Annotated in this window: 28 protein-coding genes and 1 pseudogene; 20 read left to right on the top strand and 9 right to left on the bottom strand. The window is 62.6% G+C overall.

Annotated elements, in window-relative coordinates:
• Positions 1 to 20: 20 nt before the first annotated feature.
• Both NKH03_RS15450 and NKH03_RS15445 read right to left on the bottom strand, forming a co-directional pair.
• Positions 21 to 1,307: a dihydroorotase gene (locus NKH03_RS15450; RefSeq protein WP_352969041.1), complete on the bottom strand. Its 1,287-nt coding sequence runs from the start codon at positions 1,305 to 1,307 to the stop codon at positions 21 to 23.
• A complete protein-coding gene (locus NKH03_RS15445; RefSeq protein ID WP_352969040.1) occupies positions 1,304 to 2,299 on the bottom strand; it encodes an aspartate carbamoyltransferase catalytic subunit in 996 nt (331 codons plus the stop codon). Before NKH03_RS15445 ends, NKH03_RS15450 begins: the two co-directional genes overlap by 4 nt.
• A 177-nt stretch (positions 2,300 to 2,476) precedes the next feature.
• On the opposite strand from NKH03_RS15445, the gene NKH03_RS15440 reads away from it, so the two are divergent.
• The 3 genes from NKH03_RS15440 to NKH03_RS15430 all read left to right on the top strand — a co-directional run bounded on the left by NKH03_RS15440 (position 2,477) and on the right by NKH03_RS15430 (position 5,184).
• Positions 2,477 to 4,105: a DNA alkylation response protein gene (locus NKH03_RS15440; protein ID WP_352969039.1), complete on the top strand. Its 1,629-nt coding sequence runs from the start codon at positions 2,477 to 2,479 to the stop codon at positions 4,103 to 4,105.
• 183 nt (positions 4,106 to 4,288) lie between these two features.
• On the top strand, positions 4,289 to 4,843 hold the full coding sequence (locus NKH03_RS15435; protein ID WP_352969038.1) for a hypothetical protein: 555 nt from the start codon (positions 4,289 to 4,291) through the stop codon (positions 4,841 to 4,843).
• Positions 4,843 to 5,184, top strand: coding sequence for a DUF6105 family protein (locus tag NKH03_RS15430; protein WP_352969037.1), 342 nt, complete (start codon positions 4,843 to 4,845; stop codon positions 5,182 to 5,184). Before NKH03_RS15435 ends, NKH03_RS15430 begins: the two co-directional genes overlap by 1 nt.
• On the opposite strand, the gene ruvX is transcribed toward NKH03_RS15430, so the two are convergent.
• The gene (gene ruvX, locus NKH03_RS15425; protein ID WP_352969036.1) at positions 5,102 to 5,608 is read right to left on the bottom strand and encodes a Holliday junction resolvase RuvX; all 507 of its coding nucleotides are present in this window, start codon (positions 5,606 to 5,608) and stop codon (positions 5,102 to 5,104) included. The two genes, NKH03_RS15430 and ruvX, sit on opposite strands and share 83 nt — an antisense overlap.
• A 123-nt stretch (positions 5,609 to 5,731) precedes the next feature.
• On the opposite strand from ruvX, the gene NKH03_RS15420 reads away from it, so the two are divergent.
• From NKH03_RS15420 to NKH03_RS15395, 6 genes are all read left to right on the top strand, one after another.
• Positions 5,732 to 6,439 carry a metal-dependent hydrolase gene (locus NKH03_RS15420; RefSeq protein WP_352969035.1) on the top strand — a complete coding sequence of 236 codons (708 nt, stop codon included), beginning with the start codon at positions 5,732 to 5,734 and terminating at the stop codon, positions 6,437 to 6,439.
• Positions 6,440 to 6,493: 54 nt separating this feature from the next.
• Complete coding sequence (locus NKH03_RS15415) at positions 6,494 to 6,880, top strand: hypothetical protein (RefSeq protein WP_352877838.1); 387 nt, start codon at positions 6,494 to 6,496, stop codon at positions 6,878 to 6,880.
• A 130-nt stretch (positions 6,881 to 7,010) separates the two neighbouring features.
• On the top strand, positions 7,011 to 7,298 hold the full coding sequence (gene gatC, locus NKH03_RS15410; RefSeq protein ID WP_352877665.1) for an Asp-tRNA(Asn)/Glu-tRNA(Gln) amidotransferase subunit GatC: 288 nt from the start codon (positions 7,011 to 7,013) through the stop codon (positions 7,296 to 7,298).
• Between the two features lie 7 nt (positions 7,299 to 7,305).
• Positions 7,306 to 7,761, top strand: a complete 456-nt coding sequence (locus NKH03_RS15405) for a GNAT family N-acetyltransferase (protein WP_352877663.1) — start codon at positions 7,306 to 7,308, stop codon at positions 7,759 to 7,761.
• Entirely contained in the window at positions 7,761 to 9,326 is a 1,566-nt protein-coding gene (locus tag NKH03_RS15400; protein WP_352969033.1) for an amidase, read from the top strand. Before NKH03_RS15405 ends, NKH03_RS15400 begins: the two co-directional genes overlap by 1 nt.
• A gap of 128 nt (positions 9,327 to 9,454) precedes the next feature.
• Positions 9,455 to 10,246, top strand: coding sequence for a YdcF family protein (locus NKH03_RS15395; RefSeq protein ID WP_352969031.1), 792 nt, complete (start codon positions 9,455 to 9,457; stop codon positions 10,244 to 10,246).
• On the opposite strand, the gene NKH03_RS15390 is transcribed toward NKH03_RS15395, so the two are convergent.
• Positions 10,225 to 10,938 (bottom strand): DUF599 domain-containing protein, encoded by a 714-nt coding sequence (locus NKH03_RS15390; RefSeq protein ID WP_352871826.1) that lies wholly within the window; start codon positions 10,936 to 10,938, stop codon positions 10,225 to 10,227. The two genes, NKH03_RS15395 and NKH03_RS15390, sit on opposite strands and share 22 nt — an antisense overlap.
• A 171-nt stretch (positions 10,939 to 11,109) precedes the next feature.
• Here NKH03_RS15390 and NKH03_RS15385 point away from each other — a divergent pair, with 171 nt between their 5' ends.
• The 4 genes from NKH03_RS15385 to NKH03_RS15370 all read left to right on the top strand — a co-directional run bounded on the left by NKH03_RS15385 (position 11,110) and on the right by NKH03_RS15370 (position 14,688).
• Entirely contained in the window at positions 11,110 to 12,513 is a 1,404-nt protein-coding gene (locus NKH03_RS15385; protein ID WP_352969030.1) for an L-serine ammonia-lyase, read from the top strand.
• Between the two features lie 224 nt (positions 12,514 to 12,737).
• Positions 12,738 to 13,175, top strand: a complete 438-nt coding sequence (locus NKH03_RS15380) for a DUF1489 family protein (RefSeq protein ID WP_352969029.1) — start codon at positions 12,738 to 12,740, stop codon at positions 13,173 to 13,175.
• 83 nt (positions 13,176 to 13,258) lie between these two features.
• Complete coding sequence (locus tag NKH03_RS15375; RefSeq protein ID WP_352969028.1) at positions 13,259 to 13,990, top strand: vWA domain-containing protein; 732 nt, start codon at positions 13,259 to 13,261, stop codon at positions 13,988 to 13,990.
• Complete coding sequence (locus NKH03_RS15370) at positions 13,990 to 14,688, top strand: DnaJ domain-containing protein (protein WP_352871834.1); 699 nt, start codon at positions 13,990 to 13,992, stop codon at positions 14,686 to 14,688. The genes NKH03_RS15375 and NKH03_RS15370 overlap by 1 nt, the downstream gene beginning before the upstream one ends.
• 46 nt (positions 14,689 to 14,734) lie before the next feature.
• On the opposite strand, the gene NKH03_RS15365 is transcribed toward NKH03_RS15370, so the two are convergent.
• Positions 14,735 to 16,159, bottom strand: coding sequence for an SPOR domain-containing protein (locus tag NKH03_RS15365; protein WP_352969027.1), 1,425 nt, complete (start codon positions 16,157 to 16,159; stop codon positions 14,735 to 14,737).
• Between the two features lie 285 nt (positions 16,160 to 16,444).
• Here NKH03_RS15365 and NKH03_RS15360 point away from each other — a divergent pair, with 285 nt between their 5' ends.
• From NKH03_RS15360 to NKH03_RS15345, 4 genes and pseudogenes are all read left to right on the top strand, one after another.
• Entirely contained in the window at positions 16,445 to 16,774 is a 330-nt protein-coding gene (locus tag NKH03_RS15360; protein ID WP_352871113.1) for a phasin family protein, read from the top strand.
• A 279-nt stretch (positions 16,775 to 17,053) separates the two neighbouring features.
• On the top strand, positions 17,054 to 17,383 hold the full coding sequence (gene clpS, locus NKH03_RS15355; protein ID WP_010909565.1) for an ATP-dependent Clp protease adapter ClpS: 330 nt from the start codon (positions 17,054 to 17,056) through the stop codon (positions 17,381 to 17,383).
• Positions 17,384 to 17,389: 6 nt separating this feature from the next.
• Entirely contained in the window at positions 17,390 to 19,858 is a 2,469-nt protein-coding gene (clpA, locus tag NKH03_RS15350) for an ATP-dependent Clp protease ATP-binding subunit ClpA (RefSeq protein WP_352871115.1), read from the top strand.
• Positions 19,859 to 19,919: 61 nt separating this feature from the next.
• A pseudogene (locus tag NKH03_RS15345) lies at positions 19,920 to 20,280 on the top strand (phosphotransferase-like protein).
• A 31-nt stretch (positions 20,281 to 20,311) separates the two neighbouring features.
• Here the strand turns inward: NKH03_RS15345 and NKH03_RS15340 are convergent.
• The 4 genes from NKH03_RS15340 to NKH03_RS15325 all read right to left on the bottom strand — a co-directional run bounded on the left by NKH03_RS15340 (position 20,312) and on the right by NKH03_RS15325 (position 23,307).
• The gene (locus NKH03_RS15340; protein ID WP_352969026.1) at positions 20,312 to 20,743 is read right to left on the bottom strand and encodes an HIT family protein; all 432 of its coding nucleotides are present in this window, start codon (positions 20,741 to 20,743) and stop codon (positions 20,312 to 20,314) included.
• Positions 20,744 to 20,834: 91 nt separating this feature from the next.
• Entirely contained in the window at positions 20,835 to 22,049 is a 1,215-nt protein-coding gene (locus NKH03_RS15335; RefSeq protein ID WP_352871119.1) for a GNAT family N-acetyltransferase, read from the bottom strand.
• Between the two features lie 50 nt (positions 22,050 to 22,099).
• Positions 22,100 to 22,828 (bottom strand): glycerophosphodiester phosphodiesterase, encoded by a 729-nt coding sequence (locus NKH03_RS15330; RefSeq protein WP_352871121.1) that lies wholly within the window; start codon positions 22,826 to 22,828, stop codon positions 22,100 to 22,102.
• Positions 22,829 to 22,842: 14 nt separating this feature from the next.
• Complete coding sequence (locus NKH03_RS15325) at positions 22,843 to 23,307, bottom strand: RidA family protein (protein WP_352871123.1); 465 nt, start codon at positions 23,305 to 23,307, stop codon at positions 22,843 to 22,845.
• A 138-nt stretch (positions 23,308 to 23,445) separates the two neighbouring features.
• Here NKH03_RS15325 and NKH03_RS15320 point away from each other — a divergent pair, with 138 nt between their 5' ends.
• The 3 genes from NKH03_RS15320 (at position 23,446) to NKH03_RS15310 (ending at position 26,026) form a co-directional block, all read left to right on the top strand.
• Positions 23,446 to 24,273, top strand: a complete 828-nt coding sequence (locus tag NKH03_RS15320; RefSeq protein ID WP_352871125.1) for a cell envelope integrity EipB family protein — start codon at positions 23,446 to 23,448, stop codon at positions 24,271 to 24,273.
• 116 nt (positions 24,274 to 24,389) lie between these two features.
• Positions 24,390 to 25,688 (top strand): lysophospholipid acyltransferase family protein, encoded by a 1,299-nt coding sequence (locus NKH03_RS15315; protein WP_352969024.1) that lies wholly within the window; start codon positions 24,390 to 24,392, stop codon positions 25,686 to 25,688.
• A gap of 59 nt (positions 25,689 to 25,747) precedes the next feature.
• Positions 25,748 to 26,026, top strand: coding sequence for a DUF4031 domain-containing protein (locus NKH03_RS15310; RefSeq protein WP_352660348.1), 279 nt, complete (start codon positions 25,748 to 25,750; stop codon positions 26,024 to 26,026).
• Positions 26,027 to 26,132: the final 106 nt, after the last annotated feature.

Raw genomic sequence — 26,132 nt, 5'->3', positions numbered from 1 at the left:
CGCGGTGCGCGGTGGCCAGCTCAGAACGAGAACACTGTGCGGCCCGCCACCACCGTTTGCAAGACCCTGCCTTGCATGCGCGCGCCTTCGAAACAGGTGTTCTTCGAGCGCGAACGAATGCCGCTCTCGCTGACGATCCAGGGTTCGTCGAGATCGACAAGCGCAAGATCGGCGACTGCGCCCGGTTTCAGCGTGCCGCCGGGCAGTCCGAACAATCTCGCCGGAGCGGTGGACAAGGTTTCGATCAGCCGGAGCAACGGCACGTCGCCATTGTGGTAGAGCCGCAATGACGCACCGAGAAGCGTCTCCAACCCGATGGCGCCGGCCGCCGCATCGGCGAAAGGCAAGCGCTTGGTGTCGACGTCCTGCGGGTCGTGCGAGGAGACGATGATGTCGATCGTGCCGTCCCTGAGCGCCTCGATCACCGCCAGCCGGTCTTCCTCGGCGCGCAAAGGCGGTGTGAGGCGAAAGAAGGTGCGGTATTCGCCGACATCGTTTTCATTCAGCGACAGATTGTGGATCGCGATGCCTGACGTCACGGCCGCACCGTCGGCTTTCGCACGCGTCACGGCGTTTGCCGCCATCGCCGTCGAGATCTTTGCCGCGTGGTACGAACCGCGTGTCAACCGCGCCAGCGCAAGGTCGCGCTCCAGCGGGATGGATTCGGCTTCGCGCGGAATGCCGGACAGGCCGAGCCAGCTTGCGTAGAGGCCTTCGTTCATCACGCCGGACGAACCGAGGTCGGCGTCCTGGGTTTCATGCACGATGGTGGCGCCGAAGTCGCGTGCATAGGTCAGCGCACGGCGCATCACCAGCGCGCTCGATATGGTGTGACGGCCATCGGTGAAGGCGACGGCGCCGGCTTCGCGCAGCAGGCCGAATTCCGTCATTTCGCGCCCGTCGAGGCCCTTGGTGATTGCCGCCGCCGGAAAGACGTTGACGCTTGCCGTGTCCTTGGCGGTGCGCAGCACGAACTCGACCAGCGCCACATTGTCGATCACCGGATCGGTATCGGGCATCATGACGATCGAGGTGACGCCGCCGGCTGCCGCCGCGACACTTGCCGACGCAATGGTTTCGCGATGCTCGCCGCCCGGTTCGCCGATGAAGACGCGGCCGTCGATCAGGCCCGGAATGATCGCCTTGCCGGCGCAGTCGATGACGATAGCGCCCTCGGGCGCTCCCTGGTTAAGCACCGCCTTGCCGGCGGCAACAATCTTGCGGCCCTCGACGATGACGGTGCCGACATCGTCGAGACCGCGCGACGGGTCGACGATGCGGGCGCGCTCGAAGACCGTTGTGATCATGCGCCGCGGCCCTCTTGATTGCGACCCTCTTGATTGCGGCCCTCTTGATCGCGACGGGGGTCGAGCAGGGCTTCCATCACGGCCATACGCAAAGCAACGCCCATCTCGACCTGTTCCTGAATGACGCTCTGCGGACCGTCGGCGATTTCCGAGGCGATCTCGACGCCGCGGTTCATCGGCCCGGGATGCATCACCAGCGCGTCGTCCTTGGCGGCCTTCAGTTTCTCCGCATCGAGGCCGAAATAGCGGAAGTATTCGCGCACCGAAGGCACGAAGGCGCCTTCCATGCGCTCGCGCTGCAGGCGCAGCATCATCACCACGTCGGCGCCCTTGAGGCCCTCGGCCATCGAGCGGGTGACGATGACGCCCATCTTCTCGATGCCGGCGGGCAGCAGCGTCGACGGTGCGACGACGCGCACCTGGGCGCCGAGCGCATTGAGCAGCATGATGTTCGAGCGCGCCACGCGCGAGTGCAGGATATCGCCGCAGATCGCCACGATCAGCTTCGACAGCGGGCCCTTGGCGCGGCGGATGGTCAGAGCGTCGAGCAGCGCCTGTGTCGGGTGTTCATGGGCGCCGTCGCCGGCATTGACGACGGAGCAGCCGACCTTCTGCGCCAGAAGGGCGGCGGCGCCGGCCGACTGGTGGCGGATGATCAGGATGTCGGGCCGCATGGCGTTCAGCGTCATCGCGGTGTCGATGAGCGTTTCGCCCTTCTTCACCGAGGAACTCGCCACCGACATGTTCATGACATCGGCGCCGAGCCGCTTTCCAGCCAACTCGAACGACGACTGCGTACGTGTCGACGCCTCATAGAACAGGTTGATCTGTGTGCGGCCGCGCAGCGTCGAGGTTTTCTTCTCGGACTGCCGCGAGATCGCGACCGCGCGGTCCGCCCGGTCGAGCAATAGCTCGATGTCGGCGGGGGAAAGATCGCGGATGCCCAAAAGATGGCGGTGAGGGTAGAGTGGCAGGGACGAAGCGTCGGTCATCTCAAGGCGCTGCTATAGGGTGGAGATTTTGCGGCTGCAAGCGCCAGCTTTGGATTGGAGCCGTTCTCCCCGGTATTTTCATCGCGCGGGCGGCAACGCTTGGCTATACCTAGCCGACGGCCTCGGATTCGTGGCTTTCTGACGACAAGGGCCTTTCTGCCGATAGAAGGATTGGGCGTGACCGACGACGTGACGAACCAGCCGCCGCCGCTGACGGGCGGCAACGCCTGGCGGGGCGATCCGTTGCTGATCCAGCTCGCGGAGCGTTTTTCCGATCCGGTGCGCAAGGATCTCGACGGGCTCGGCCGTTTCGTGCTGACGCAAGAGGCGCAGGAACTGGCGCGGCTCGCCAATGTCGAGACGCCGAAGCTCAGGACGCATGATCGCCAGGGGCGGCGCATCGATGTGGTCGAGTTCCATCCCGCCTATCACGCCTTGATGCGCCGCTCAGTGGCCAACGGGCTGCATTCCTCGGTCTGGGAAAACGGCGACGCCGAGATCGGCCGCCGACATCAGGTCCGCGCCGCCCGGTTTTACCTGACGGCGGAGCTCGAGACCGGGCATCTCTGCCCTATCACGATGACCAACGCTTCGCTGGCGGCCTTGATGGCCAGCCCAAAACTGTTTCGCGAATGGGCGCCGCGCGTGACGACGCGCAAATACGACCACAGCCAAAGGCCGCCGGTCGAGAAGACCGGGCTGACGCTCGGCATGGGCATGACCGAGAAACAGGGCGGCACCGATGTGCGCGCCAATGTGACGAGGGCCGAGCGCGCCGGCAGCGGGTTTTATCGCCTGACCGGGCACAAATGGTTCATGTCGGCGCCGATGTCTGACGCGTTCTTGGTGCTGGCGCAGGCGCCGGAGGGATTGTCGTGCTTTCTGGTGCCGCGCGTTCTCGGCGACGGGTCGGGCAACGGCTTCCGTTTTCAGCGGCTGAAGGACAAGCTCGGCAACCGCTCCAACGCGTCTTCCGAAGTGGAATTCGTCAACGCCATCGGCGAGATGGTCGGCGAACCGGGTGCCGGCGTGAAGACGATCATGGACATGGTCACCCTGACCCGGCTCGATTGTGCCATCGCATCGTCGGCGATCATGCGCGCGGGTCTGGCCGAGGCCGTTCATCACGCCCGTCACCGCCAGGTGTTCGGCTCGACCTTGATCGAGCAGCCGCTCATGCAGCGCGTGCTTGCGGACATGGCGCTCGATGTGGCGGCAGCCACCGCGCTGTCGTTCCGGCTGGCGCGGTCCTTCGACGAGGCGGCGAGCGATCGCGGCGAGGCGGCGTTCGCCCGCGCCATGACGCCGGTCGTCAAATACTGGGTCTGCAAGATCGCGCCACCGCTGCTTTACGAAGCGATCGAATGTCTCGGCGGCAATGGCTATGTCGAGGAGGCGCCGCTCGCCCGCTACTATCGCGAAGCCCCAGTCAACGCGATCTGGGAAGGCTCGGGCAATGTCATGGCGCTCGACGTGCTGCGCGTGCTTGGCCGCGCGCCTGGCCTGTTCGAGGATGTGTTGGCCGGCATCGACCGCGATCTCGGCGCTGGGGGACGCGGCACGATCGGCGTGCTGAAGGCGGCGATGCAGGTCGCGTCAACCGATGAGGGCTCGGCCCGTCTGCTCACCGAACAACTGGCGCTTTCGGCGGCAGCGGCTGAGTTGCGCCGGCTGGGGGCAGGGCGGATCGCAGATGCTTTCGTGGAGACGCGTTTGGCCGGCCAATGGCGCAACACCTATGGCATGCTCGATGCGCGCCACGATGCGCGCATGATCATCGACACGCTCTATCCGCCGGTGAATTGAGCCGCGAGCATCGCAAAAACCGGCGATTGATGCGTCGGCGAGCATCCCCATGTGTATGGCTAATCGCCGTTAACCTTAACAAATGGTTTCCGTTGCGATGGCGAGCGGCAAGGCCCACTGTCCCGGCGAAAGCAGGGAATGGTTCAAATTGGCCGCCTCTTGCTTTGCGAAGCGGGAACGGCGATGCGACACGTACTGACATCTTTTCTGGCCTTGCACTGGGCGATCGTTTTCGCCCTGCTCGCGCTCATCTGCATCGACGGAAGCCGTGGTGTGGCGACGGCTCTCGGCGTGTTGGGAGCTACAATCGAGGACAGCCGCTTCATCGAGCTCGACAAATTCGTCGTCGTGGCGCCGCTCGCGACAGCATTGCTTGTCGTCTCCGTGCTGTTTTTCTGGGCCTTTGTCGAAGCCCTGATCAACGACGCGACCAGCCAGGGCGTCGACAGCGTTGCCCGTATCGCCTTCATCTGCGCATCCGGCGTGTTGTCTCTGATCGTCATCGGTGGCGCCGCGCAAGGCATCAACGGGATGTTCATGGCTGTCGCCGTGCAGTTGGCAGCACTTCTGGCGTCCTATGTCGCCATGCTTGCCGAGCGGCGCTCCGTGGTTGCGGCAGCTTCGGGCGAGGGCGAGATCCGCGCCGTCGCGCACGGCATGGCAAAGGCCGCGGCCCACAATTCGCTGCTTTCGCTCATATCGGGCCGAACAGGCTCTAATCTCGAGGGAGAGCGCTGATGCGTTACATCTTCGCATTCTGGGCGGCCCCCATGGCGATATTCTGGGGCTGGTTCTATCTGTCGGCCAATGACATCAATTTCGGCTACACGATGCTCAGCCGACAGATGCACGACTTCTTCTTTCAGTTCTATGGCCAGATGCTCGGCACCGACCCGGCGATCATCCCCGGTATGGTGGCGAAGACGTGCGTCTTCGACGGGTTGCTGCTGATGGCGCTTTGGGCATTCCGCCGCCGCCGCGAAATCGCCAGTTGGGTCAAACAGCGCTGGGCGGGTCCGGGTCCGTTCGACCGGATGCGTGGAGCGACTGAAGCCGGTCCAAAACTCCCTGCAGAATAAACGCGGCTGCCGCCGAATCGATCTTGCCGGCGCGTTTGCGGCGCGAGAAGTCCATCTCGATCAGCGTCCTTTCGGCCGCTACCGTCGATAGCCTTTCGTCCCAGAACACGAAGGGCAGGTCGCTCATCTGCGCCATGTTGCGGACGAAGGCGCGCGATTTCTGCGCGCGCGGCCCTTCCGAACCGTCCATGTTGATCGGCAGCCCAATCACCACCGCGCCGGCATTCTCCTTTTGCAGCAAGGCGAGCAGCACCGCCGCATCGAGCGAGAATTTCTTTCGCATGATGACCGGGCGCGGATGGGCGAAGGAAAACCTCTGGTCCGAGACCGCGACGCCGATCGTCTTGTCGCCGAGGTCAAGCCCGGCCAGCGTCTTGCCTCCGGTTAGCCGCGCCGGCAATTCCTCGATCGTGATAATGCCCACCGGCCGTCCTTCGTCTTTCACCGCGTTGTGTTCTCTCAAACGCACAACGGGCACAGTAACCCTTTGATCTCCGGTCTATCGGCGTTCTATCCTCTGGCAAGCCAAAAATCGAGGAATGCATTCATGAAACTGACCTGGTATGGCCACTCGGCCTTTCGCATTGATACGGCTGACGCCAAGATACTCATCGATCCCTACCTGATCGGCAATCCGTCCTGGACGGGCGGCTGGGAAGGACCGGCCGAGGGCATCACGCATGTGCTGCTGACGCATGGACACAGCGACCACATCAGCGGCGCGCTGGAAGTGCTTGGCAAAAGCGGCGCCCAACTGGTCGCGAATTTCGAGATCTGCATGTATCTGGTCGGCAAAGGCGTCAGCGACAAGAAGATCAATCCCGGCAACATCGGCGGCACCGTCGATTGCGGCAGCTTCACCACCACGTTCGTCCAGGCGCTGCATTCCTCCTCGTTTGGCGAAGAGGGTGGCAAGAATGTCTATCTCGGCAATCCCGGTGGTCTCGTCCTGCACTTCCCGGAAGACAAAACGCTCTACCACATGGGCGACACCGACATCTTTTCCGATATGGCGCTGATCAACGAGTTGCATGAACCCAAGATCGGCATCGTGCCGATCGGCGACCGTTTCACCATGGGCGGTGCGGTGGCGGCACTTGCTTGCCGACGTTTCTTCAAGTTCGAGACCGTGATTCCCTGTCACTTCGGCACGTTTCCGATGATCGATCCGACGCCCGACAAGTTCGAGGCCGGCCTGGAAGGGTCCAGTGTAAAGGTGGCATTGCCGAAAATCGGTGAGACGATTACGATCTAGAAACAGCTAAAGCGGAATAAATCCACGATGTTGGGGCGATCTCTTTGCGTGTCCATGTTTGTCGCTGCGTCGCCCGCGCTCGCCGCGGATGATTTCATCGAGGGCGTCTATCTTCAGTCCGAGGAGCTTTGCAAACAGGCCAAGAAGGACACGCTGCAAACGCTTATCGACGCCGGCAACATCGTGCTTTCGGCGCGCGGCCTGCAAGGCGTCGAATACAATTGCGAGTTTCTGCAGATCAGCAAGGCGGCGGCTTCGCCAAGTTGGGCGGTGACGGCCATCTGCCAGGAACCGGGCTATGTCTTTCCCGATGTCCTCTCGGTGACGCAAATGAACCCGAAGCAGGTCGATCTCGTGTCGGTTCGGCCCACCGATAACGAAAGCGAGGCAAGCGGCAACAGCGGCAGCTACTATCTGTGCGAGGGCGTTGCCCTGCCGTAGACAGCACCTTGCCCTTGGACCGATGGCCGAGAGCCGGGCCGCCACCACGGTCCGGTCTGCCGCACGATGCATGTTGCGCACCGCGCGCGCCGCCGCTATAGCCCGAACTGGTTTTCCCCGAGGCAAAAACATGTCCGTTGATCTGCAAACAGTGAAGCGCGTCGCGCATCTTGCCCGCATCGCGGTGAGTGAAGAAGATGCCGAACGCATGACTGGCGAGCTGAACGCCATATTGGGCTTCGTCGAGCAGCTGAACGAGGTCGATGTTTCCGGCGTCGAGCCGATGACCTCGGTGACGCCGATGGAAATGAAGAAGCGCCAGGATGTCGTCACCGACGGCGGCAAGGCGACCGATATCGTCGCCAACGCGCCGGCGACCGACGAGAATTTCTTCCTCGTTCCGAAGGTCATGGAGTAACGGGCCGATGGCAATCGAGATCGCCATCGAGACGCCGCTGCAGGACGACGTGCGCGGCCTGGTCGAGGAACTCAACGAAGCCTTGCTCGAATTGACGCCGCCGGAGCACTGCTACCATTTGACGGTCGAGCAGATGGCCGGTGAGGATACGACCGTTTTCATCGCCCGCGAGGATGGTCGCGCTGTTGGCTGCGGTGCGTTGAAGCGCCATGACAGCGCCATCGGCGAGGTCAAGCGTATGTACACGCGGCCTTCGCATCGCGGCCGCAAGATCGGCGCCAGCATCGTCGCGCGGGTCGAAGCGCTGGCGCGTAACGAGGGGCTGAAGCGCCTGGTGCTGGAGACGGGTGATCGCCATCCCGCCGCTTGGACTGTCTACGAACGTGCCGGGTTTTCGCGCTGCGGCCCGGTGCTGGATTATCCCGATTCCGAGTGGTCGGTGTTTTACGAAAAGAGCCTTTGATGAGCGACCTGACCCAGCTGACGATTTCGCAGGCCCGCGCCAAGCTGCGCGGCAAGGAGATCACCGCAACCGAGATCACCGAGGCCTATCTGTCGGCCATAGATCGCGCCAATCCGGCGCTCAATGCTTATGTCGCGGTGACCGGCGACAAGGCGCGCGACATGGCCAAGGCCTCCGACGCAAGGCTGGTCAAGGGCGAGGGCGGTGCGCTGGAAGGCATCCCACTCGGCATCAAGGACCTGTTTGGGACCGAAGGCGTCCATACCCAGGCCTGCAGCCATGTGCTCGACGGCTTCAAGCCGCGCTACGAATCGACCGTCACCGCCAATCTGTGGGCCGACGGGGCGGTGATGCTCGGCAAGCTCAACATGGACGAGTTCGCCATGGGCTCGTCCAACGAGACGTCTTATTACGGGCCGGTCATCAACCCATGGCGGCGCTCGCGTGTCGACACTGTGGTGATGCCGACGACGCATCAGGGTGACGGCGGCTTCGTTTCGGCCGGCGGCACCAGGACCGCGCGCAGTCTGGACAATGCGCAGCTGGTGCCGGGCGGTTCTTCCGGCGGTTCGGCGACCGCGGTCTCGGCCTTCCTGTGTGCCGGTGCCACGGCGACGGATACTGGCGGCTCGATCCGCCAGCCGGCCGCCTTCACCGGCACCGTTGGCATCAAGCCGACCTATGGCCGCTGCTCGCGCTGGGGCATCGTCGCCTTCGCCTCGTCGCTCGACCAGGCCGGGCCGATCGCCCGTGACGTGCGCGATGCCGCGATCCTGTTGAAGTCGATGGCGTCCGTCGATCCGAAGGACACGACGTCGGTCGATCGGCCCGTGCCGGATTATGAGGCGGTGATCGGCAAGCCGATCAAGGGCATGAAGGTCGGCATTCCCAGGGAATACCGCGTCGATGGCATGCCCGAAGAGATCGAGGCGCTGTGGCAGAAAGGCATTGCCTGGCTCAGGGATGCCGGCGCCGAGATCGTCGACATTTCCCTGCCGCACACCAAATACGCGCTGCCGGCCTATTATATCGTGGCGCCAGCCGAGGCTTCGTCCAACCTCGCGCGTTATGACGGCGTCCGCTACGGGTTGCGCGTGCCGGGCAAGGATATCGTCGACATGTACGAGAAGACCCGCGCCGCCGGTTTCGGCCGCGAGGTCAAACGCCGCATCATGATCGGCACATATGTGCTGTCGGCCGGCTATTACGACGCCTACTACCTGCAGGCGCAGAAGGTGCGCAATCTGATCAAGCGCGACTTCGAGACTGTTTTCGCCGCCGGCGTCGATGTCATCCTGACCCCGGCAACGCCGTCCGCCGCCTTCGGCATCGCCGACGAGGACATGGCCGCCGATCCGGTCAAGATGTATTTGAACGACATCTTCACCGTCACGGTGAACATGGCTGGCCTGCCGGGCATCGCCGTGCCCGCCGGCCTCGACGCCAAGGGCCTGCCGCTCGGGCTGCAGCTCATCGGCCGGCCGTTCGACGAGGAAACCCTGTTCCAGACCGCTGCCGTCATCGAACAGGCGGCCGGCACATTTCAGCCGGAAAAGTGGTGGTAAGGATGCCGCTCGTCTAGCGCATGACCCCAAAATCGCCATCGATTTTCGGAAAGGATCATGCGCAAAATCAAAATGTTACAGCGTCCTTTGCGCGTCCAAGCACGCGCGGCGCTGTAATGGGGTGAGCGATGTTCTTCTACCTCTCCAAGATCTTCTGGTTCTTCATCCAGCCGCTCAATCTGGCGATCTTCCTGCTACTGGCGGGACTGTTCGCGGCGATGATCGGCCGCCGGCGGCTGGCGGTCACCGGCAGCGTGCTGGCATTTCTGATCCTTGCGCTGTCAGCCTGGACGTCGCTTGGCGCCATGATGCTCAAGCCGCTGGAAGAGCGCTTCGCGCGTCCGCCGCTGCCGGAAAAGGTCGACGGCATCGTCGTGCTCGGCGGTGGCTTCGAGGGCGCCATCAACCTGGTGCGCGGCGGCTATGAGCTGAACAGCAGCGGCGATCGGATGGTCGAGACCGCAATTCTGGCCCGGCGCTTTCCCACCGCCAAGGTGATCGTCTCCGGCGGCACCGGCGAGCTGTTTCTCGACGGCGAGGGCGACGCCGCCACGGCGCCTCGTCTGCTCACCGCGCTTGGTGTGACAGCCGATCGCCTGATCCTGGAGAACAAATCCCGCAACACGTATGAGAATGCCGTCTTCAGCAAGGAATTGGTGACGCCGAAGGCCGGCGAGACCTGGCTGCTGGTGACCTCTGCCTTCCATATGCCACGGGCCAAGGCACTGTTCGACAAGGCCGGCTTTGCGACCGTTCCCTGGCCGGTCGACTATCGCACCTCTGGGCGGGAAGGCATCGGCCTGTTCCGCGACAATCCAGCCGATTCGCTGCAGGCCACCACGACGGCCATCCGCGAATGGATCGGGTTGATCGCCTACTGGCTGTCAGGCCGGATCGATCAGCCTTTTCCTGGCGGCTGACCGATCACCGCTTGCCTGGCCGCCGAGAAGAACTGGCGCCGCACCAGCACGGCCAGCAGCAACAGCGTCGACAGCACGAACACCATGGGGTCCACGAACCAGCCGAGATAGCCGATCGAGAAGAACACGCCGCGCAGGCCGGAGTTGAAGTGCTTTCCGGCGAGCATGTTCATCTGCGCCGCACGCCACACCGCCGTTTCGGTGACCGGATTGCGTGAGGCCTCGCCATGCGGGATCGGCACGGCGCCGATCAGGATCGTGCAATAGTTGAACAGCCGATAGGCCCAGCCGAATTTGAAGAACGAAAACGCCAGGATCAGCACCAGTCCGAAGACCTTTATCTGGAAGGCCGCACGCGACGGGGCGCCGCCCAGGGGCAGGTCACTGAGCACTTCAAGAACCCGGTCCGACGCGCCGAGCAAGGCAAAGCAGCCGCCGATCGCGATCAGTGAACTGGAGGCAAAGAAGGCGGTGCCTTGCTGCAACCCGCTCATGATGGCGGTGTCGACGATGCGGATCTCGCGCTCGGCCATGGTCCGCATCCAGGTTTGCCGCTGCGCATTCATCGCCGTGGTCAGCGATATACGGCTGACCAGCTTGCCGTCGGAGGCGAGCGTGTGCAGCAGCCACGCGATCAGGAAAAAAGCCAGCGCCGCGAGATCGGCCGTCGAAAGATCGAGGGAATCGCCCATCTCGTGAATCTATCACATTCGGCGCAATCGCTTCGATGATCCATCGGCGCCAATGTCGCTGCCGGAGCAAACAAGGTCGGCGGGTGCAGCGCCGCGATCTCCAAAAGAGCGGAAACATCCTTGGGAATTCCTATATGTAGTCCTCGACCTGACTCCAGGAGACAGCACCGCGTGTTCCTTTCGGTTTTCGACCTGTTCAAGATCGGCATAGGACCCTCGAGTTCGCACACGATGGGCCCGATGACCGCGGCTGCGCGGTTTCTCGACGAGGTTGCGGGAAATGACTGGCCGCGCCCGGCGGGTGTAAAGGTTGATCGGCTTGGTGCCAGCCTGCACGGGTCACTCGCCTATACCGGCATTGGCCATGGCTCGGATCGCGCCGTCCTGCTCGGCCTTGCCGGTCTGACGCCACAGACGGTCGATCCCGACCAGGCCGATGCCATTGCCAGCCGCATCACCGCCGAAAAGCGCATTTCGCCGCCCGGTCATCCCACCTATCGCTTCGATCCGGCAACCGATCTGGTGCTTGACCGCAAAACTCCGCTCACCGGCCACGCCAACGGCATGGCGTTTTACGCTTATGACGCCGGCGGCCGCCTGTTGCTCAAGCGCATCTACTATTCGATCGGCGGCGGCTTCGTGGTTTCGGAAGAAGAACTGCAGCGGATGAAGGTCAAGGGCTCGGTGACGACAGAAGGCAAGGAAGTGCCTTATCCCTTTAAGAACGCGGTCGAGATGCTGGCCATGGCCGGCAAAAGCGGTCTTTCCATCGCCGACATGAAGCGCGTCAACGAGGAGACGCAGATGTCGCGCGAGGAGCTCGACGCCGGCCTCGACGGCATCTGGAGCGCCATGAAGGGCTGCATCGACCGTGGCCTGTCGCAGGACGGCATCATGCCGGGCGGGCTGAAGGTGCGCCGCCGCGCCCGCATGCTGCATGACAAGCTGCAGGAACAGTGGCAGCAGAACAAGCCCAATCCGCTACTCGCCAATGACTGGCTGTCGATCTACGCCATGGCGGTCAACGAAGAAAATGCCGCCGGCGGCCGGGTCGTCACCGCGCCGACCAATGGCGCGGCGGGCACGCTGCCGGCGGTGCTGCGCTACTGGCTGCATTTCCATCCCGAGGCCGACCAGCCGAGCATCCGCGACTTTCTTCTGACGGCCGCCGCGGTTGGCGGCATCATCAAGACAAACGCCTCGATCTCGGGCGCCGAAGTCGGCTGCCAGGGCGAGGTCGGGTCAGCGTCGGCGATGGCGGCGGCCGGCCTGTGCGCCGTCATGGGCGGCACGCCCGAGCAGGTCGAAAACGCCGCCGAGATCGCGCTCGAACACCATCTCGGCATGACCTGCGATCCGGTCGGCGGGCTGGTGCAAGTGCCGTGCATCGAGCGCAACGCGCTGGGCGCCGTCAAGGCGGTGACGGCCGCGTCGCTGGCCATCAAGGGCGATGGCATCCATTTCGTGCCGCTCGATGCGGCGATCGAGACCATGCGCCAGACCGGTCTCGACATGAATGAAAAGTACAAGGAAACCAGTCTTGGCGGGCTCGCCGTCAATGTCGTGGAGTGCTGAGAGCCCGTTTGGAAACCCACTCCGGCGGCCATCTGGCGGCGTTTTCTGCGCTTCCGGTGCTCATGGACCCGAATGTCCGCTGCGCTCCCGTTCTCGAAACCACCACAATATGACTCGCCAGAGCGAATTTCGAAACGGCCTCTGCGCGTCATTTTGCGGATTGGTACTGTGGAGAAGTCGGTCAAGCCGTTGACGCGTCCGAGCGGCGGACTAAACCTTAAGGGATGGCTCTCAATCTCATAAAACTGTGTGTCGGCTGCGACAGCGTCGAGGACCTTGAAGAGTGGATCGCCTTCCGTCTCGACGAGCGGCGGCGCGCCGGTGAGCCGGTCGAGCACTATCACACCACCCGCATGGTGCCGACGCGCGGTGCCGAAATCACCGATGGCGGTTCGCTCTACTGGGTGATCAAGGGCAATGTGCAGTGCCGCCAGCTGATTACCGAGATCCGGCCGTTCACGGACGGTGAGGGCATCGGCCGTTGCCACCTGATTCTCGACCCCGAGGTTGTTCGAACCGACTGGCAGCCGCGTCGGGCCTTTCAGGGCTGGCGCTATCTGAAGCCGGCGGACGCGCCGCTCGATCTCGGCAAGGGCAAGGCCGGGCTGATCGAGATGCCGCCGAAACTCAGGCGCGAGCTTGCCGATCTCGGTCTGCTCTGATCCCTGAGAATCCAAGCCTCTGGCCCTCGATGTTGCCTTGGGCAGGGCTTGCAAGCGGTGGAACAACGCCACATCTTGTTTTCATGAACGACAAGAAGCAGCCCGTGCCCGCAAGGCCCAATCCTGCGCCGGTCAAACCTCAATCCAATGCCGGCGAGATCGAAGCCTTTCTTCGCCAGGCAAGGACGCTGGCTGCGTCGGCGACGGGTTCGGGCAGGCTGATCCTTTCGCTCGACGCGACGATGAGCCGCCAGCCGACCTGGGATCTGGCTTGTGAGCTGCAGGGCCAGATGTTCGATGCCGTCGGCAAGGCCGGAAGCCTCAGTGTCCAACTGGTCTATTTTCGCGGCCTGGGCGAGTGCCGTTCGTCCGCTTTCGTGACCGATACCAATGCCTTGAAGCAACTGATGACGCGAATCCGATGCCGCAGCGGCCACACCCAGATCGGCAAGGTGCTGGCGCATGCTCTGAAACAGACGGCTACGGTCAAGGTCAATGCGCTGGTCTATATCGGCGATGCCATGGAAGAAAACATCGACGATCTGGCCGAAAAGGCCGGCAGCCTCGGCCTGCATGGCGTTCCTGTCTTCGTTTTCCAGGAAGGTCATGATTCCGGCGCAGAAAAAGCGTTTAAGGAAATCGCGCGGTTGTCCAAAGGGGCTTGGTTCCGATTTGATCGCCGGGCTGCCGCGACCTTGGCAGGACTGCTTTCGGCGGTTGCGGTGTTTGCAACCGGCGGGCTGAAGGCGCTCGAGGCCAGAGGCAGGCCGGAAGACCGGCTGATGATCGAGCATCTGCGGGGCGGCGGGAACTGATGGGCGCGGTTATCTTATTCGTTGCATTGCTTCTGGTGCTTCTCGGCGCGGTGACCATCTTTCTGCGCGCCGATCCGGGAAAACTGGCAAGTGGAATGCGCACGCTCGGGCCGGTTCTCTTGGCGCTGGTCGGCGTCGCCTTGCTTGTGGTCGGGCGCGAAGGCATCGCCGGCATCATACTGGCCGCGGCAATTGCCTGGTATGGTTCGGTGCGAATGAAACACCAGACGGCCAGACCGGTGCAGGGCAAGCGTTCGACAGTGCGTACCGCGGCATTGGAAATGGAGCTCGATCACGCTACCGGCGGCCTCGAAGGGCTGGTGCTGGCTGGCCGCCACGAAGGCAAGATGCTGGGTGCGATGGGGCTGGGAGAGTTGCAGCATCTCTACCGGGAACTCTCCGGTGATCCGGAGAGCCGGCAGTTGCTAGAGACGTATCTTGACGGCAGATTTCCCGTCTGGCGCAAAAACACTGAGGCGAACGGTGGCGAAGGGTTGGGTGTTGCGCCAGGTTCGGGCGCCATGACTAAGGAGGAGGCCTACAAGGTCCTTGGTCTTGAAGCGGGGGCCGCCGCGGCGGATGTCCGCAAGGCGCACCGCCGCCTGATGCAGCGCCTGCACCCCGATATCGGCGGCACGTCTTTCCTGGCGGCGCGGATTAATGAAGCCAAGGACGTCTTGCTCTCCAATCACAACTAGTCTCCTTCGACGCAGAATTTTTCCGGGAGATGACTTCCACGCCGTCCTACTGCTGGACGGCGTAGCACTCGATGTTCTTCTTCTTCAAAGCGGTACAGGCCTTCCAGGCGGCGGTCTTCGAACCAAAGCCACCGAAGCGGGCGCGGTAGTAGGTGACGCCGTCCTTGTCGAAGGCGACTGTGAAGCCGGATGCGTCGGCCAGCGCCTTGGGCGCCTGCTTGGTTGCCTTGTCGAGGAAGGCCTGGGCTTCGGACTGCTTTGGCGAAGAGGCGACCTGAATGGCCCAACCCGACGGTACCGACGCCGTGTTGACCGGGTCGACAACCGCCGCCGGTGTCGGCTCGGCAGTCGGCTCGGCATAGGCAGCGACGACCTGGGCCGTGGCAATCCGAGGGGCCGATACGATGACGGTCTTGACCTTCCTGGCCTTGATGACCGGGGCTGCCTCTTCGGCCTGCGCGGTGTCGTCTTCCGCGACCGTAGCGTCCTCGGCGACGGTGGCATCGTCCTGCGCCACCATCGGCTTGTCGTCCGGCGTCGGCGCGTCGTGCTTGGGCAGGAGCACCTTGGCAAGCGCGGTGATCGGGTCGTTACCGCCGGCCTTGGCGACCAGATCGCCGCCGCCGCGGGTCGATGCCCTCGGCAAATAGGTGTTGATCAAGGTGGCCATCTGGTTGTCGCGGCTGCCGCCGGAGGTGCCGCCCATGACCACGCCGACAATGCGGCGATTGCCGTCGGAAACCGACGAGACGAGGTTGAAGCCGGAGGCGCGGGTGTAGCCCGTCTTGATGCCGTCGACGCCCTTGATGCGTCCGAGCAGACGGTTGTGGCCGTTGATGCGCTGGCGCCCGTAGAGAAAGGAACGCTGCGAGAAATAGCCGTAATACTGCGGGAAATGCTCCCTCAGCGCGATGCCGAGCGTCGCCATGTCGCGTGCGGTGGTGAACTGGCCGGGATTGGGCAGGCCGTTGGCGTTGCGAAACACGGTGCCGTTCATGCCCAGCGCACGCGCCTTGGCGGTCATCATGCGGGCGAAGGTGGCTTCGTTGCCGCCGAGCATTTCGCCGAGCGCGGTTGCGGAGTCGTTTGCCGATTTGGTGACCATCGACAGGATCGCGGTTTCGACCGTAACCGATCCGCCTGCCTTGACGCCGAGCTTCGTCGGCGGCTCGGCCGCGGCGTTGGCCGAGAACACAACCTGCGAATTCCTGCTGATCTTGCCTTTCGCCAGCGCTTCGAAGGTCAGATAGAGCGTCATCATCTTGGTCAGCGATGCCGGATAGCGCCTGCCGTCGGCGTCCGCCGAATACAGCACCTTGCCGGTCTTGGCGTCGATGACGATGGCCGCCGACCTCGCCGCCAGCGACGAGGCAACGTCGCCGCAAACGAACGCCATCGCCATGGCGATGATCATGATCGTTTTGAGAGGGGAGGTGGATTTGGAAACGATGCCCAACAACGCCTTACGCACTGGTACTTCCCTTGGATTTCTTCGTTGCGCTGGAGGCGGCAAAGGGTCCTGCCTCGCTTCCGGCCAAGCTACCGGGGCAGCGTTACCAATCCGTTTATGGTAACCGCCGCGTTCACCATTTTCTTTGGACTTGAAGCTCTCTTTATTCGATTTTTAGCCATTGGCGGTGCAGGCGGCCCCGCACGCCGGTGAAATATTGACTTTTGTGCGGCGCACAATATATTAAGGTGCATTGCACAAGGGCGCCCCAAAGAAGGACGCCTCAACCGTCAAGGGAATCGTGAAATGACCCAGACCTATGAGGACTTCAGCAAATACGGCAAAGAGTTTGCCGACACCGGCTTGAAGAGCTTCGCGTCGCTCTCCAAAGGCGCCCAGGCGATCGCCACCGAAGCTGGCGAATACACCAAGAAGAGTTTTGAGTCCGGCAGCGCCACCGTGGAGAAGCTGTTGTCGGCCAAGTCGCTGGAAAAGGCGATCGAGATCCAGTCGGATTACGCCAAGCAGTCCTACGAGGCGTTCGTCGCCGAGGCCACCAAGATTGGCGATCTCTATGCCGAGCTCGCCAAGGAAGCCTACAAGCCGTTCGAATCGATCGTTGCCAAGGCGAAGTAATTTCGACTGACAACATGGAGATCCTGCCCTTTGGGGACAGGGACAAAGCCCGGCCGCGGAAATGCGGCCGGGTTTTTTCATGTCAATGCCCGATCGAGGGCCTCTCGCCCCTTCACGATTGCGAAAATCGTCCAAGTTTGGTCACCTAGCCATATTGTCAGCTAAACAGAAGGGCTTAAAATCGTCCATCGAACACCTACATGTCGAACTCGCATGGGGATTCGAAAGAGGCAGGAATACGTGACGATCGGTTTGACTGCCACGAGACGCGTGGTGCGGATGCAAAACGGCGGCGGCGACGGCAATGAGGCCGGCCGCGGGACGGCCGTCATCACGCGCACCAAAACCAAAACCAAGAAGCCCAGCCTCTACCGGGTCCTCATCCTCAACGACGACTACACGCCCATGGAGTTCGTGGTTCACGTGCTGGAGCGTTTTTTCCAGAAGGACCGCGAAGCCGCCACACGCATCATGCTTCATGTTCACAATCATGGAGTGGGCGAGTGCGGGGTCTATACATTCGAGGTGGCCGAGACCAAAGTGTCCCAGGTCATGGATTTCGCCCGACAGAATCAGCATCCGCTGCAATGCGTGATGGAGAAGAAGTGAGGTAACATGCCGGCTTTCTCCCAAGGCCTGGAAAAGGCGCTTCACCAGGCGCTGACGCTCGCCAATGAGCGGCACCATGAATACGCAACCCTTGAACATTTGCTGCTCGCGCTCATTGACGACACCGAGGCGGCCGCCGTCATGCGCGCCTGCAATGTCGATCTCGATGAACTGAAGCACACGGTTCTCACCTATATCGACACCGAACTCGACAACCTCGTCACCGGCTACGACGAAGACTCCAAGCCGACTGCCGGCTTCCAGCGCGTCATCCAGCGCGCCGTGATCCATGTGCAGTCGTCGGGCCGCGAGGAAGTGTCGGGCGCCAACGTGCTCGTCGCCATCTTCGCCGAGCGCGAGAGCCATGCCGCCTATTTCCTGCAGGAACAGCAGATGACCCGCTACGACGCGGTCAACTACATCTCGCACGGCATTGCCAAGCGTCCGGGCGCGTCGGAGACGCGCTCGCCGCGCGGCGCCGATGACGAGCAGGGCGGCCAGAACGGCGCCGAACCGCAGGAGGAAGGCGGCAAGAAGAAGCAGCAGCAGGACGCGCTGACCGCTTATTGCGTCAACCTCAACAACAAGGCCAAGGCCGGCAAGATCGACCCGCTGATCGGCCGCGAGTCCGAGATCAACCGCACGATCCAGGTGCTGTGCCGCCGCTCCAAGAACAACCCGCTCTATGTCGGTGATCCCGGCGTCGGCAAGACGGCGATCGCCGAAGGCCTGGCCAAGCGCATCGTCGAGGGCGACGTTCCCGAAGTGCTGCACAATGCCACCATCTTCGCGCTCGACATGGGCACGCTGCTCGCCGGCACGCGCTATCGCGGCGATTTCGAGGAACGGCTGAAGCAGGTCGTCAAGGAACTCGAGGACTATCCAGGTGCCGTGCTGTTCATCGACGAGATCCACACGGTGATCGGGGCAGGGGCCACATCAGGCGGCGCCATGGACGCATCCAACCTGTTGAAGCCGGCCTTGTCGTCGGGCGCGATCCGCTGCATCGGCTCGACCACCTACAAGGAATTCCGCCAGTTCTTCGAGAAGGACCGCGCTCTGGTGCGGCGCTTCCAGAAGATCGACGTCAACGAGCCTACCATCGAGGACGCCATCGAGATCATGAAGGGTCTCAAGCCCTATTATGAGGAGTTCCACAAGGTGAGGTTCACCAACGAGGCGATCAAGGCTTCGGTGGAGCTGTCGGCGCGCTACATCAACGACCGCAAGCTGCCGGACAAGGCGATCGACGTGATCGACGAGACCGGCGCCTCGCAAATGCTGGTGCCGGAAGCCAAGCGCAAGAAGACCATCGGTATCAAGGAGATCGAAGCCACTATCGCCACCATGGCCCGCATTCCGCCGAAGACGGTTTCGGCCGATGACGAGAAGGTGCTGCAGGGCCTCGATATCGAGCTGAAGCGTGTCGTCTATGGTCAGGACACCGCGATCACCGCGCTGACCTCGGCCATCAAGCTGGCGCGCGCCGGCCTGCGCGAACCGGAAAAGCCGATCGGCTCCTACCTGTTCTCCGGTCCGACCGGCGTCGGCAAGACTGAAGTGGCCAAGCAGTTGGCCGCATCGCTCGGCGTCGAGCTGATCCGCTTCGACATGTCGGAATACATGGAACGCCACACTGTATCGCGGCTGATCGGCGCGCCTCCCGGCTATGTCGGCTTCGACCAAGGCGGTCTGTTGACCGACGGCGTCGACCAGCATCCGCACTGCGTGCTGTTGCTGGACGAAGTCGAGAAGGCGCATCCGGACCTGTTCAACATCCTGTTGCAGGTGATGGACCACGGCAAGCTGACGGACCACAACGGCAAGCAGATCGACTTCCGCAATGTGATCCTGATCATGACCACCAATGCGGGTGCGTCGGATGCGCAGCGCGCGGCGATCGGCTTCGGCTCGACCAAGCGCGAGGGCGACGATGTCGAGGCGATCAACCGGCTGTTCACGCCGGAGTTCCGCAATCGTCTCGATGCGATCATCCCGTTCGGCTCGCTGCCGGTGCCGGTTATCCATCAGGTGGTGCAGAAGTTCGTCATGCAGCTCGAGGCCCAGCTTTCCGAGCGTGGCGTCACCTTCGACCTGTCGCCGGATGCGATCGCCTGGCTCGCCGACAAGGGCTATGACGAGCGCATGGGAGCGCGGCCGCTCGGCCGGGTGATCCAGGAGCACATCAAGAAGCCGCTGGCCGACGAGGTGCTGTTCGGCAAGCTCAAGAAGGGCGGCACGGTGCGCGTCACCGTCGAGAAGAAGGAAACCGGCGAAACCGGCCTGAAACTCGAATCACTCGCCGATGAGGCGCCGGTGAAGCCGAAGAAGGAAGAGCCGGAAGAAGCGCCAAAGCCAAGAAAGGCCGTGGCGAAAAAGCCCGCGGCCAAGAAGCTGGTGGCGCAGAAGCCCGAAGCCAAGGGCAAGGACGGCGGCAAGCGCAGCCTCGTGCCGCAACTGCCCAGAAAGAACTGACCTTGATGAAAGTCGAAAAAGCCCCGGAAACGGGGCTTTTTTCATTGGAGCGGGAGGACGCATGGCCGGGCGGATCTTCATCCTGAACGGTGCGCCGCGATCGGGAAAATCAAGCGTGGCCAGGGCTATTCAGGAAACCTTCGACGGCGTCTGGATCAATCTCGGCGTCGACGTTTACGAGCAGGCCACGCCGGGCCAGCGCGGCGGACAAGGGATACATGACCGGCTTGCCTGACGATCCCGTGCCATTGCCCGTGCGCCTGTGGCAGGAAGAGGTGCACCGGCCAGGCATGTACGATCTGGACGTCGACACCTCGCTTCTGGGCCCTGTGCAATGCGCGGATGCGATCCGCCGGCGGCTGAAGCAAGGCATCGCTCGGCCGAGTGCGATCGAGCAACTGGCTCAGCCCTCGGCCGACTAAAACTGTTTCCAGTTTGTCGGTGATTGCGGCGTCAGCTTTGCAGCGCCGCCCGTATCTTTCCGGCGTTTTCGACCAACACCTCCGGCTTCTCCATCCCGCCCGTGTGTGGCTTCAGCGGGATGCCGTCGAAGCGCGGGATGACATGCACATGGAGATGATAGACGGTCTGCCCCGAGGCCGGCTCATTGAACTGCATGACGGTGACGCCGTCGGCGCCGAAGGCCTTTTTCACCGCCAGCGCAATTTTCTGAACGACCGCGAAAAGCGGGCCGAAAATTGACGGATCGGCGTCGAGCAAGTTGCGCGACGGCGCCCTCGGCACCACGAGCGTATGGCCCGGCCCCTGTGGCATCACATCCATGAAGGCTATGAACGCATCGTCCTCGTAGACGCGGTGCGAGGGAATTTCGCCGCGCAGGATCTTCGCGAAGATGTTGTCGGTGTCATAGGCGGTTTCAGCCATGGCGAATGCTCCGGATTGTGACTTTCGTGTAGCGAAGCGGTCGAAAGTCGGCAAGACGATCGTCGAACCTGCCCCTCAGGGCAGGCGGTCGCTACTCCTCCAGATCCTTGCGGAACGGGGTGTGTTCTTCCAGGTATTCGCTCATCCGCTCCACCTCATGGCGTTCGCGCTTGAGATAGTCGGCAACGGCGTTTCGCAGGCCGGGATGGGCGATGTAGTGCGCGGAATGCATGGTCACCGGCCGGTAGCCGCGCGCCAGCTTATGCTCGCCTTGCGCGCCTGCCTCGACCACTTTCAGCTTGCGCTCGATGGCGAAGTCGATCGCCTGATGGTAGCAGACCTCGAAATGCAGGAAGGGATGGTCCTCGATACAGCCCCAGTTGCGGCCATAGAGGGCGTCGGAGCCGATGAAATTGATGGCGCCGGCAATGTAGCGCCCGTTGCGTTTGGCCATCACCAGCAGGATGTCGTCGGCCATGCGCTCGCCGATCAGCGAAAAGAACCGGCGATTGAGATAGGGCCGGCCCCATTTGCGACTGCCGGTGTCCATGTAGAAGGCATAAAAATCGTCCCAGGCCTTTTCGGTGATATCCCTGCCGGTCAGCCGGTCGATCGAAATGTCATCGGCAAGCGCCTCGCGCCGTTCCTTCTTCATAGCCTTTCGCTTGCGCGAGGCAAGGGTGGCGAGGAAGTCGTCATAGGTTGAAAAGCCTTCGTTGAAGAAATGGAATTGCTGGTCGGTGCGGTGCAGGAAACCCGCCGCTTCCAGCACCTCCACGTCGCTCTCTTGCGCGAAGGTGACATGCGCGGAAGAGACACCGAGTTTCTGCGTCACCACTTTCAGGCCCGCCGCCAGCCCGGCCTTCACGGTGCCGATGTCCTCGCCCCTGGTGACCAGCAGGCGAGGACCGGTGACCGGCGTGAACGGCACGGCACTTTGCAGTTTGGGATAGTAGCGGCCGCCGGCCCGCTCGAAGGCATCCGACCAGCCATGATCGAACACATATTCGCCCTGGCTGTGCGACTTGAGATAGCAGGGAACCGCGCCGAGCAATCTGCCTTGCCCATCCTCCAGCCTGAGATGGTGGCCCTGCCAGCCGGTGCGCCGCACGGCGCAGCCGGACTCTTCAAGCGCGCTCAGGAAAGCAAATGAAACGAGTGGGTTGTAGCCGTTTTCTGCGTCGCCGCGCATGGTCCCGCCGAGGCTGTTCCATTCATCGCAGGTGAAAGCGCCGATGCCTGCGGCGACGCGGATCGAATAGTCCGCGTTTGCTGTTTGGCCATAGCCCTCGTCGCCTTGATCCATGAGGCTTATTTAAACTCCGTCCGGCTCGGTACAAGTCACGTTTCAGGCACTCAGGCGACTTTGACCAGATCGGGTTCGAAACCTTCGAATGTCATCTGGTCGGCGTATCTGAAGGTCAGGTCGACAGCCGGCTGGTCATGCACGGTCCAGGTGATGACAGGCATTTTCAGCTTTTCACGCACAAAGCTGACGAACCGGTTCGGCAGGTCGCCGGCGGCATAGGAGGTGAAGACGATCTCATGCGCAAGCATGGCGAAATGCGCTTCGATCAACTTGACGTCGTTGCCATAGGCGGTGAGTCCCCCTGGGATACCCGGCGCGTCCTTCGGGAAATCGCGGATCAGCCAGTGGTCGAACGACATGATCGCGGCTTTGCCCTTGTACCGCTTGAGCATCTTGCCGACGCTTGCCACCAAGCCTTCGTCATAGCCTGGCACGCCCTTCAGTTCGACGACCAGCGGCACGCGGCCATCGATCAGGTCGAGCGCTTCCTGCAGCGTCGGCACATGATCCGTCGTGCCACCGATCTTGAGCGCCGCCAGTTCCGCCGCGGTGCGCTGCCAGACGAAGCCGTCCTGGCCGGTCAGGCGCTTGAGATCGCCATCATGGATGATGATGGGAACGCGGTCCGACGACAGGTGCACGTCGCATTCGATGGCATAGCCGCGCTCGGCCGCCGCCGCGAAGGCGGAAAGTGTATTTTCCCAGCGCGTCTTGTTCATGTCGTGAAAGCCGCGATGGGCGACGGGCCGGGCGGTCAGCCAGGATAGGTCGGTCATATCTGTCCTCTGGCTCATTCGACTTCGAAGATGGCTTCGATTTCCACTGCGGCATTAAGCGGCAGGCAGGCTGTGCCAACGGCGGAGCGTGCATGCTTGCCGCGCTCGCCCAGGGCCGCGACCAGGAAATCGGAGGCGCCGTTGGCAACCAGATGCTGCTCGACAAACTCAGGCGTCGAGGCAACAAAAACGGTGATCTTCACCAGCCGGCGGATCTTCTCGAGGTCGCCGAGCGCTGCCTTGGCCTGCGCCAGGATGTTGATCGCGCAGTACTTTGCCGCGTCCTTGCCGCCTGCCGTGTCGACGTCTCGGCCAAGCAGCCCGCTCGCCTGGAGCTTGCCGTCCTTGAGCGGCAATTGCCCGGCGGTGAACAGCAAATTGCTGGTCCTGCAATAGGGCACGTAGTTGGCGGCGGGCGCGGCGGCGACAGGAAGCGTCACGCCCAGATCGCTTAGCCGCTTTTCGATTGTTTCACTCATGGTATTTCCCTATTGCTTGGTGACGCCGCGCCGGCCGGGCCGAAATTGCTATTTTTGCCTCGCTTCCGCCATGACTTTTTTTAAGCTGGACCATCTTTCCCTGCGGCTTGCCATCAGCCGCGATGATCGGAGTACCTCATGCGCGCAGCGCGCCTTGCATTCCATGCCGTTCTGCTGTCGGGAGTCTTCTCGATCGGCCCAGCCTTGGCCGCGCCGGCGCTGCAAGCCCACCGCGCCGTCTATGACCTCACCTTGAAAAAGGCTTCCGATCAGTCCGGCATCACAGGCATATCCGGCCGCATGGTCTATGAGTTCATCGGCTCTGCCTGTGAAGGTTATACGGTGAAATTCCGCTTCGTTACCCAGATCGTGACCGCCGACAACACCAGGCTGACCGACCAGCAGACGACCACTTTCGAGGATGCCGAAGGCAAGACATTCTCGTTCGTGACGAAGTCCTTCGTCGACCAGAACCTCGACAAGGAGGTCAAGGGCATCGCCACGAAAGAGACCAAGGGCCTGAAGGTCGATATCGACAAGCCGGAAAAGAACAGCGTCGAACTGGCGAGCACCCAATTCCCGACCCAGCATCTGGTCGAACTGATCGGCAAGGCCGAAAAAGGCGAAAATTTCTACGAAACCAATCTGTTCGACGGATCCGAAGATGCCAACAAGGTGATGACCACCACCGTTGTCGTCGGCAAGAAAACCGATGCCGACAAGGCCGATCCGGAGGCTCCGGCACTGGCGAAGCTCGCCACCGATAAATACTGGCCGGTCGACATCGCCTATTTCGACGACACCGGCAAGACAGGCGAAGAGGTGCCGGAATACCGCATCAGCTTCAAACTGCATGAGAACGGCATCACCCGCGACCTCACCATGGACTATGGCGACTTCTCGATGACCGGCAAGCTGGTCAATCTGTCGCTGTTCGACCAGACGAAAGCCTGCCCGGCCAAATAGGGTTCATGTGGCCAGTCGATTAACCACGACACGCCGTGTTCGTGGCTAACGACTTGAACGTGCCGCAATCGTCTCTCAACCTCGTCCCCAGCGTCCAGGCGCAATGGGGGAGCAGCTTGAGCAAGATCGATGTCTTCGTTGCGCCGAGACCTAACCCGGTACTGATCAGAGCCATGACATCCGTCAATCGGATCGTCATGTTGCGCGGCATTCCCGGATTTCGCGATATCTTGCCGTTCAACCGCCTAGCCGGTTTGCGCGGTGTCGCCAATGTCCGCCATATCGACTTGCCGGACGCCGACCTCGAGCGGCTGAGAGCCAGTTGCGGAGCGGGGAAGGCGACCTTCATCACGCCCAATCATCCCGAGTTCTTCACCGACTGGATGATCGACAAGGAGATCGTGTCGCAGGTCGGCCCGCTCACTGCCTCATGGGCGACGAACGGCGTCGTGAACGGTCTCGGCGGAATGATGCAGAAATTCTGGCTGGCCAACAATCTGATCGCCCAGATTCCGGGCAACAGCGGGGCAGCCAAGGAACACTCCGTCGCCTGGGCATTGAAGGGCCATGGCGTGCTGCTGCATCCCGAAGGCGGCGTCGGCTGGCACGCCAACGTCGTTGCGCCGCTGCTGCCGGGGGCCGTCGAGATGGGGCTCGAGGCTCTCCGGCGCGGCCGGGCCACGGATCCGGATTTCAAGGTCTGGATCGCCCCCGTCACCTGGAAGCTTGCCTTCACCAGGAATGTCGAAGCGGCGCTGGCGAAGGAATGCGCCTATGTCGAGAAAAGCCTGAAAATAGAACGCCAGGCGACTGACACACTGCCGCAGCGCATCCACCATGTCTATTCGACGCTGCTGACCCGCGATGAGGCCGCCTGCGGCATGCGATCCGACGAAGGCGCGACATATGCCGAGCGCCGGAAAGCGTTGGTCACCGAGCTCGTCCGCCGACTCGGCGAGAGCATCTCAGCCGACACTGCCAGCACCGACACCGCCGAGCTTCTGCGTCGGGCGCGCCGCTGGCAGCGCGAGAACACCGGCGACGCCGAAGGGCAAAAACATGTCCGCGCACTCGCCGATACGATTCAGAGGCTGCAACGCGTGGGATCCTGGGCCTCGGCCAACCCGCGCATCACCCAGGAGGAGATCGCCGAACATCTGAAGCGGATCCGCAACGACTATTGCCGGGGCGGACTGCGTGACACGATCAACCGGTTCATTCCGCAGCCGGCCGGGCCGCGTTGCGCCCACATCCGGGTGCCGGAGCCACTGGGCCTGCATGAGTATGCGGGCTCGATCGACGATGCGGTTGCCGAGCTGCACCGTCGTATGCAGCAAACCATCACCGGCACCGTTGCTGAGGTTGAGGCCCAAGGCAGCTTCATTTTCTATCCGAATCCATTCTATCGTCACTGACGGACGGACGGGCCATCTGGCCGACTGTCGTGCAGAATGGAAGGCAGACAGCAAGCTTCATGGCAGTCTATGTCGACGCAGCGATCTGGAATTGGGCTGGCCATCGCTGGTGCCATCTCTTGGCCGACGACACCGACGAGCTGCATCGCTTCGCCGCAAAGCTGGCGATCAAGCGTTCATCCTACCAGGGGCCGCCCAAGACATCGGCGCCGCATTATGACATAACCGGCTTCGAGCGCGACCGTGCGGTGCGGCTCGGCGCCATCGAATGCAGCCGTGAGGAGATCGTCGCGGTCTTCCGGCGGGTGCGGGTGCCGAACGGCAAGGTCAAGCGCTGACGGCAGGGGGGCGCGGATCGTCGCACGCCACACCACAGGTCCCGCGGCGCTTGCGTTTGTCGCGCATCCCCTCTATATGCGCGCTCATTCCACACACGGACTTTGG

The organism is Mesorhizobium sp. M1406, assembly GCF_040317555.1.
Lineage (GTDB): Bacteria > Pseudomonadota > Alphaproteobacteria > Rhizobiales > Rhizobiaceae > Mesorhizobium.
This window is presented reverse-complemented; position numbering and strand designations above follow the sequence as displayed.

Excerpts from the sequence above, each read along its gene's own strand:
- NKH03_RS15310 (WP_352660348.1), top strand. The coding sequence starts at position 25,748 with ATGGCAGTCTATGTCGACGCAGCGATCTGGAATTGGGCTGGCCATCGC.
- NKH03_RS15390 (WP_352871826.1), bottom strand. The coding sequence starts at position 10,938 with ATGGGCGATTCCCTCGATCTTTCGACGGCCGATCTCGCGGCGCTGGCT.
- NKH03_RS15330 (WP_352871121.1), bottom strand. The coding sequence starts at position 22,828 with ATGACCGACCTATCCTGGCTGACCGCCCGGCCCGTCGCCCATCGCGGC.
- NKH03_RS15360 (WP_352871113.1), top strand. The coding sequence starts at position 16,445 with ATGACCCAGACCTATGAGGACTTCAGCAAATACGGCAAAGAGTTTGCC.
- NKH03_RS15435 (WP_352969038.1), top strand. The coding sequence starts at position 4,289 with ATGCGACACGTACTGACATCTTTTCTGGCCTTGCACTGGGCGATCGTT.
- NKH03_RS15420 (WP_352969035.1), top strand. The coding sequence starts at position 5,732 with ATGAAACTGACCTGGTATGGCCACTCGGCCTTTCGCATTGATACGGCT.
- clpS (WP_010909565.1), top strand. The coding sequence starts at position 17,054 with ATGCAAAACGGCGGCGGCGACGGCAATGAGGCCGGCCGCGGGACGGCC.
- NKH03_RS15395 (WP_352969031.1), top strand. The coding sequence starts at position 9,455 with ATGTTCTTCTACCTCTCCAAGATCTTCTGGTTCTTCATCCAGCCGCTC.
- NKH03_RS15445 (WP_352969040.1), bottom strand. The coding sequence starts at position 2,299 with ATGACCGACGCTTCGTCCCTGCCACTCTACCCTCACCGCCATCTTTTG.
- NKH03_RS15320 (WP_352871125.1), top strand. The coding sequence starts at position 23,446 with ATGCGCGCAGCGCGCCTTGCATTCCATGCCGTTCTGCTGTCGGGAGTC.
- NKH03_RS15370 (WP_352871834.1), top strand. The coding sequence starts at position 13,990 with ATGGGCGCGGTTATCTTATTCGTTGCATTGCTTCTGGTGCTTCTCGGC.
- NKH03_RS15400 (WP_352969033.1), top strand. The coding sequence starts at position 7,761 with ATGAGCGACCTGACCCAGCTGACGATTTCGCAGGCCCGCGCCAAGCTG.
- NKH03_RS15450 (WP_352969041.1), bottom strand. The coding sequence starts at position 1,307 with ATGATCACAACGGTCTTCGAGCGCGCCCGCATCGTCGACCCGTCGCGC.
- NKH03_RS15430 (WP_352969037.1), top strand. The coding sequence starts at position 4,843 with ATGCGTTACATCTTCGCATTCTGGGCGGCCCCCATGGCGATATTCTGG.
- NKH03_RS15375 (WP_352969028.1), top strand. The coding sequence starts at position 13,259 with ATGAACGACAAGAAGCAGCCCGTGCCCGCAAGGCCCAATCCTGCGCCG.
- NKH03_RS15405 (WP_352877663.1), top strand. The coding sequence starts at position 7,306 with ATGGCAATCGAGATCGCCATCGAGACGCCGCTGCAGGACGACGTGCGC.
- NKH03_RS15415 (WP_352877838.1), top strand. The coding sequence starts at position 6,494 with ATGTTTGTCGCTGCGTCGCCCGCGCTCGCCGCGGATGATTTCATCGAG.
- NKH03_RS15340 (WP_352969026.1), bottom strand. The coding sequence starts at position 20,743 with ATGGCTGAAACCGCCTATGACACCGACAACATCTTCGCGAAGATCCTG.
- NKH03_RS15380 (WP_352969029.1), top strand. The coding sequence starts at position 12,738 with ATGGCTCTCAATCTCATAAAACTGTGTGTCGGCTGCGACAGCGTCGAG.
- NKH03_RS15335 (WP_352871119.1), bottom strand. The coding sequence starts at position 22,049 with ATGGATCAAGGCGACGAGGGCTATGGCCAAACAGCAAACGCGGACTAT.
- NKH03_RS15325 (WP_352871123.1), bottom strand. The coding sequence starts at position 23,307 with ATGAGTGAAACAATCGAAAAGCGGCTAAGCGATCTGGGCGTGACGCTT.
- clpA (WP_352871115.1), top strand. The coding sequence starts at position 17,390 with ATGCCGGCTTTCTCCCAAGGCCTGGAAAAGGCGCTTCACCAGGCGCTG.
- gatC (WP_352877665.1), top strand. The coding sequence starts at position 7,011 with ATGTCCGTTGATCTGCAAACAGTGAAGCGCGTCGCGCATCTTGCCCGC.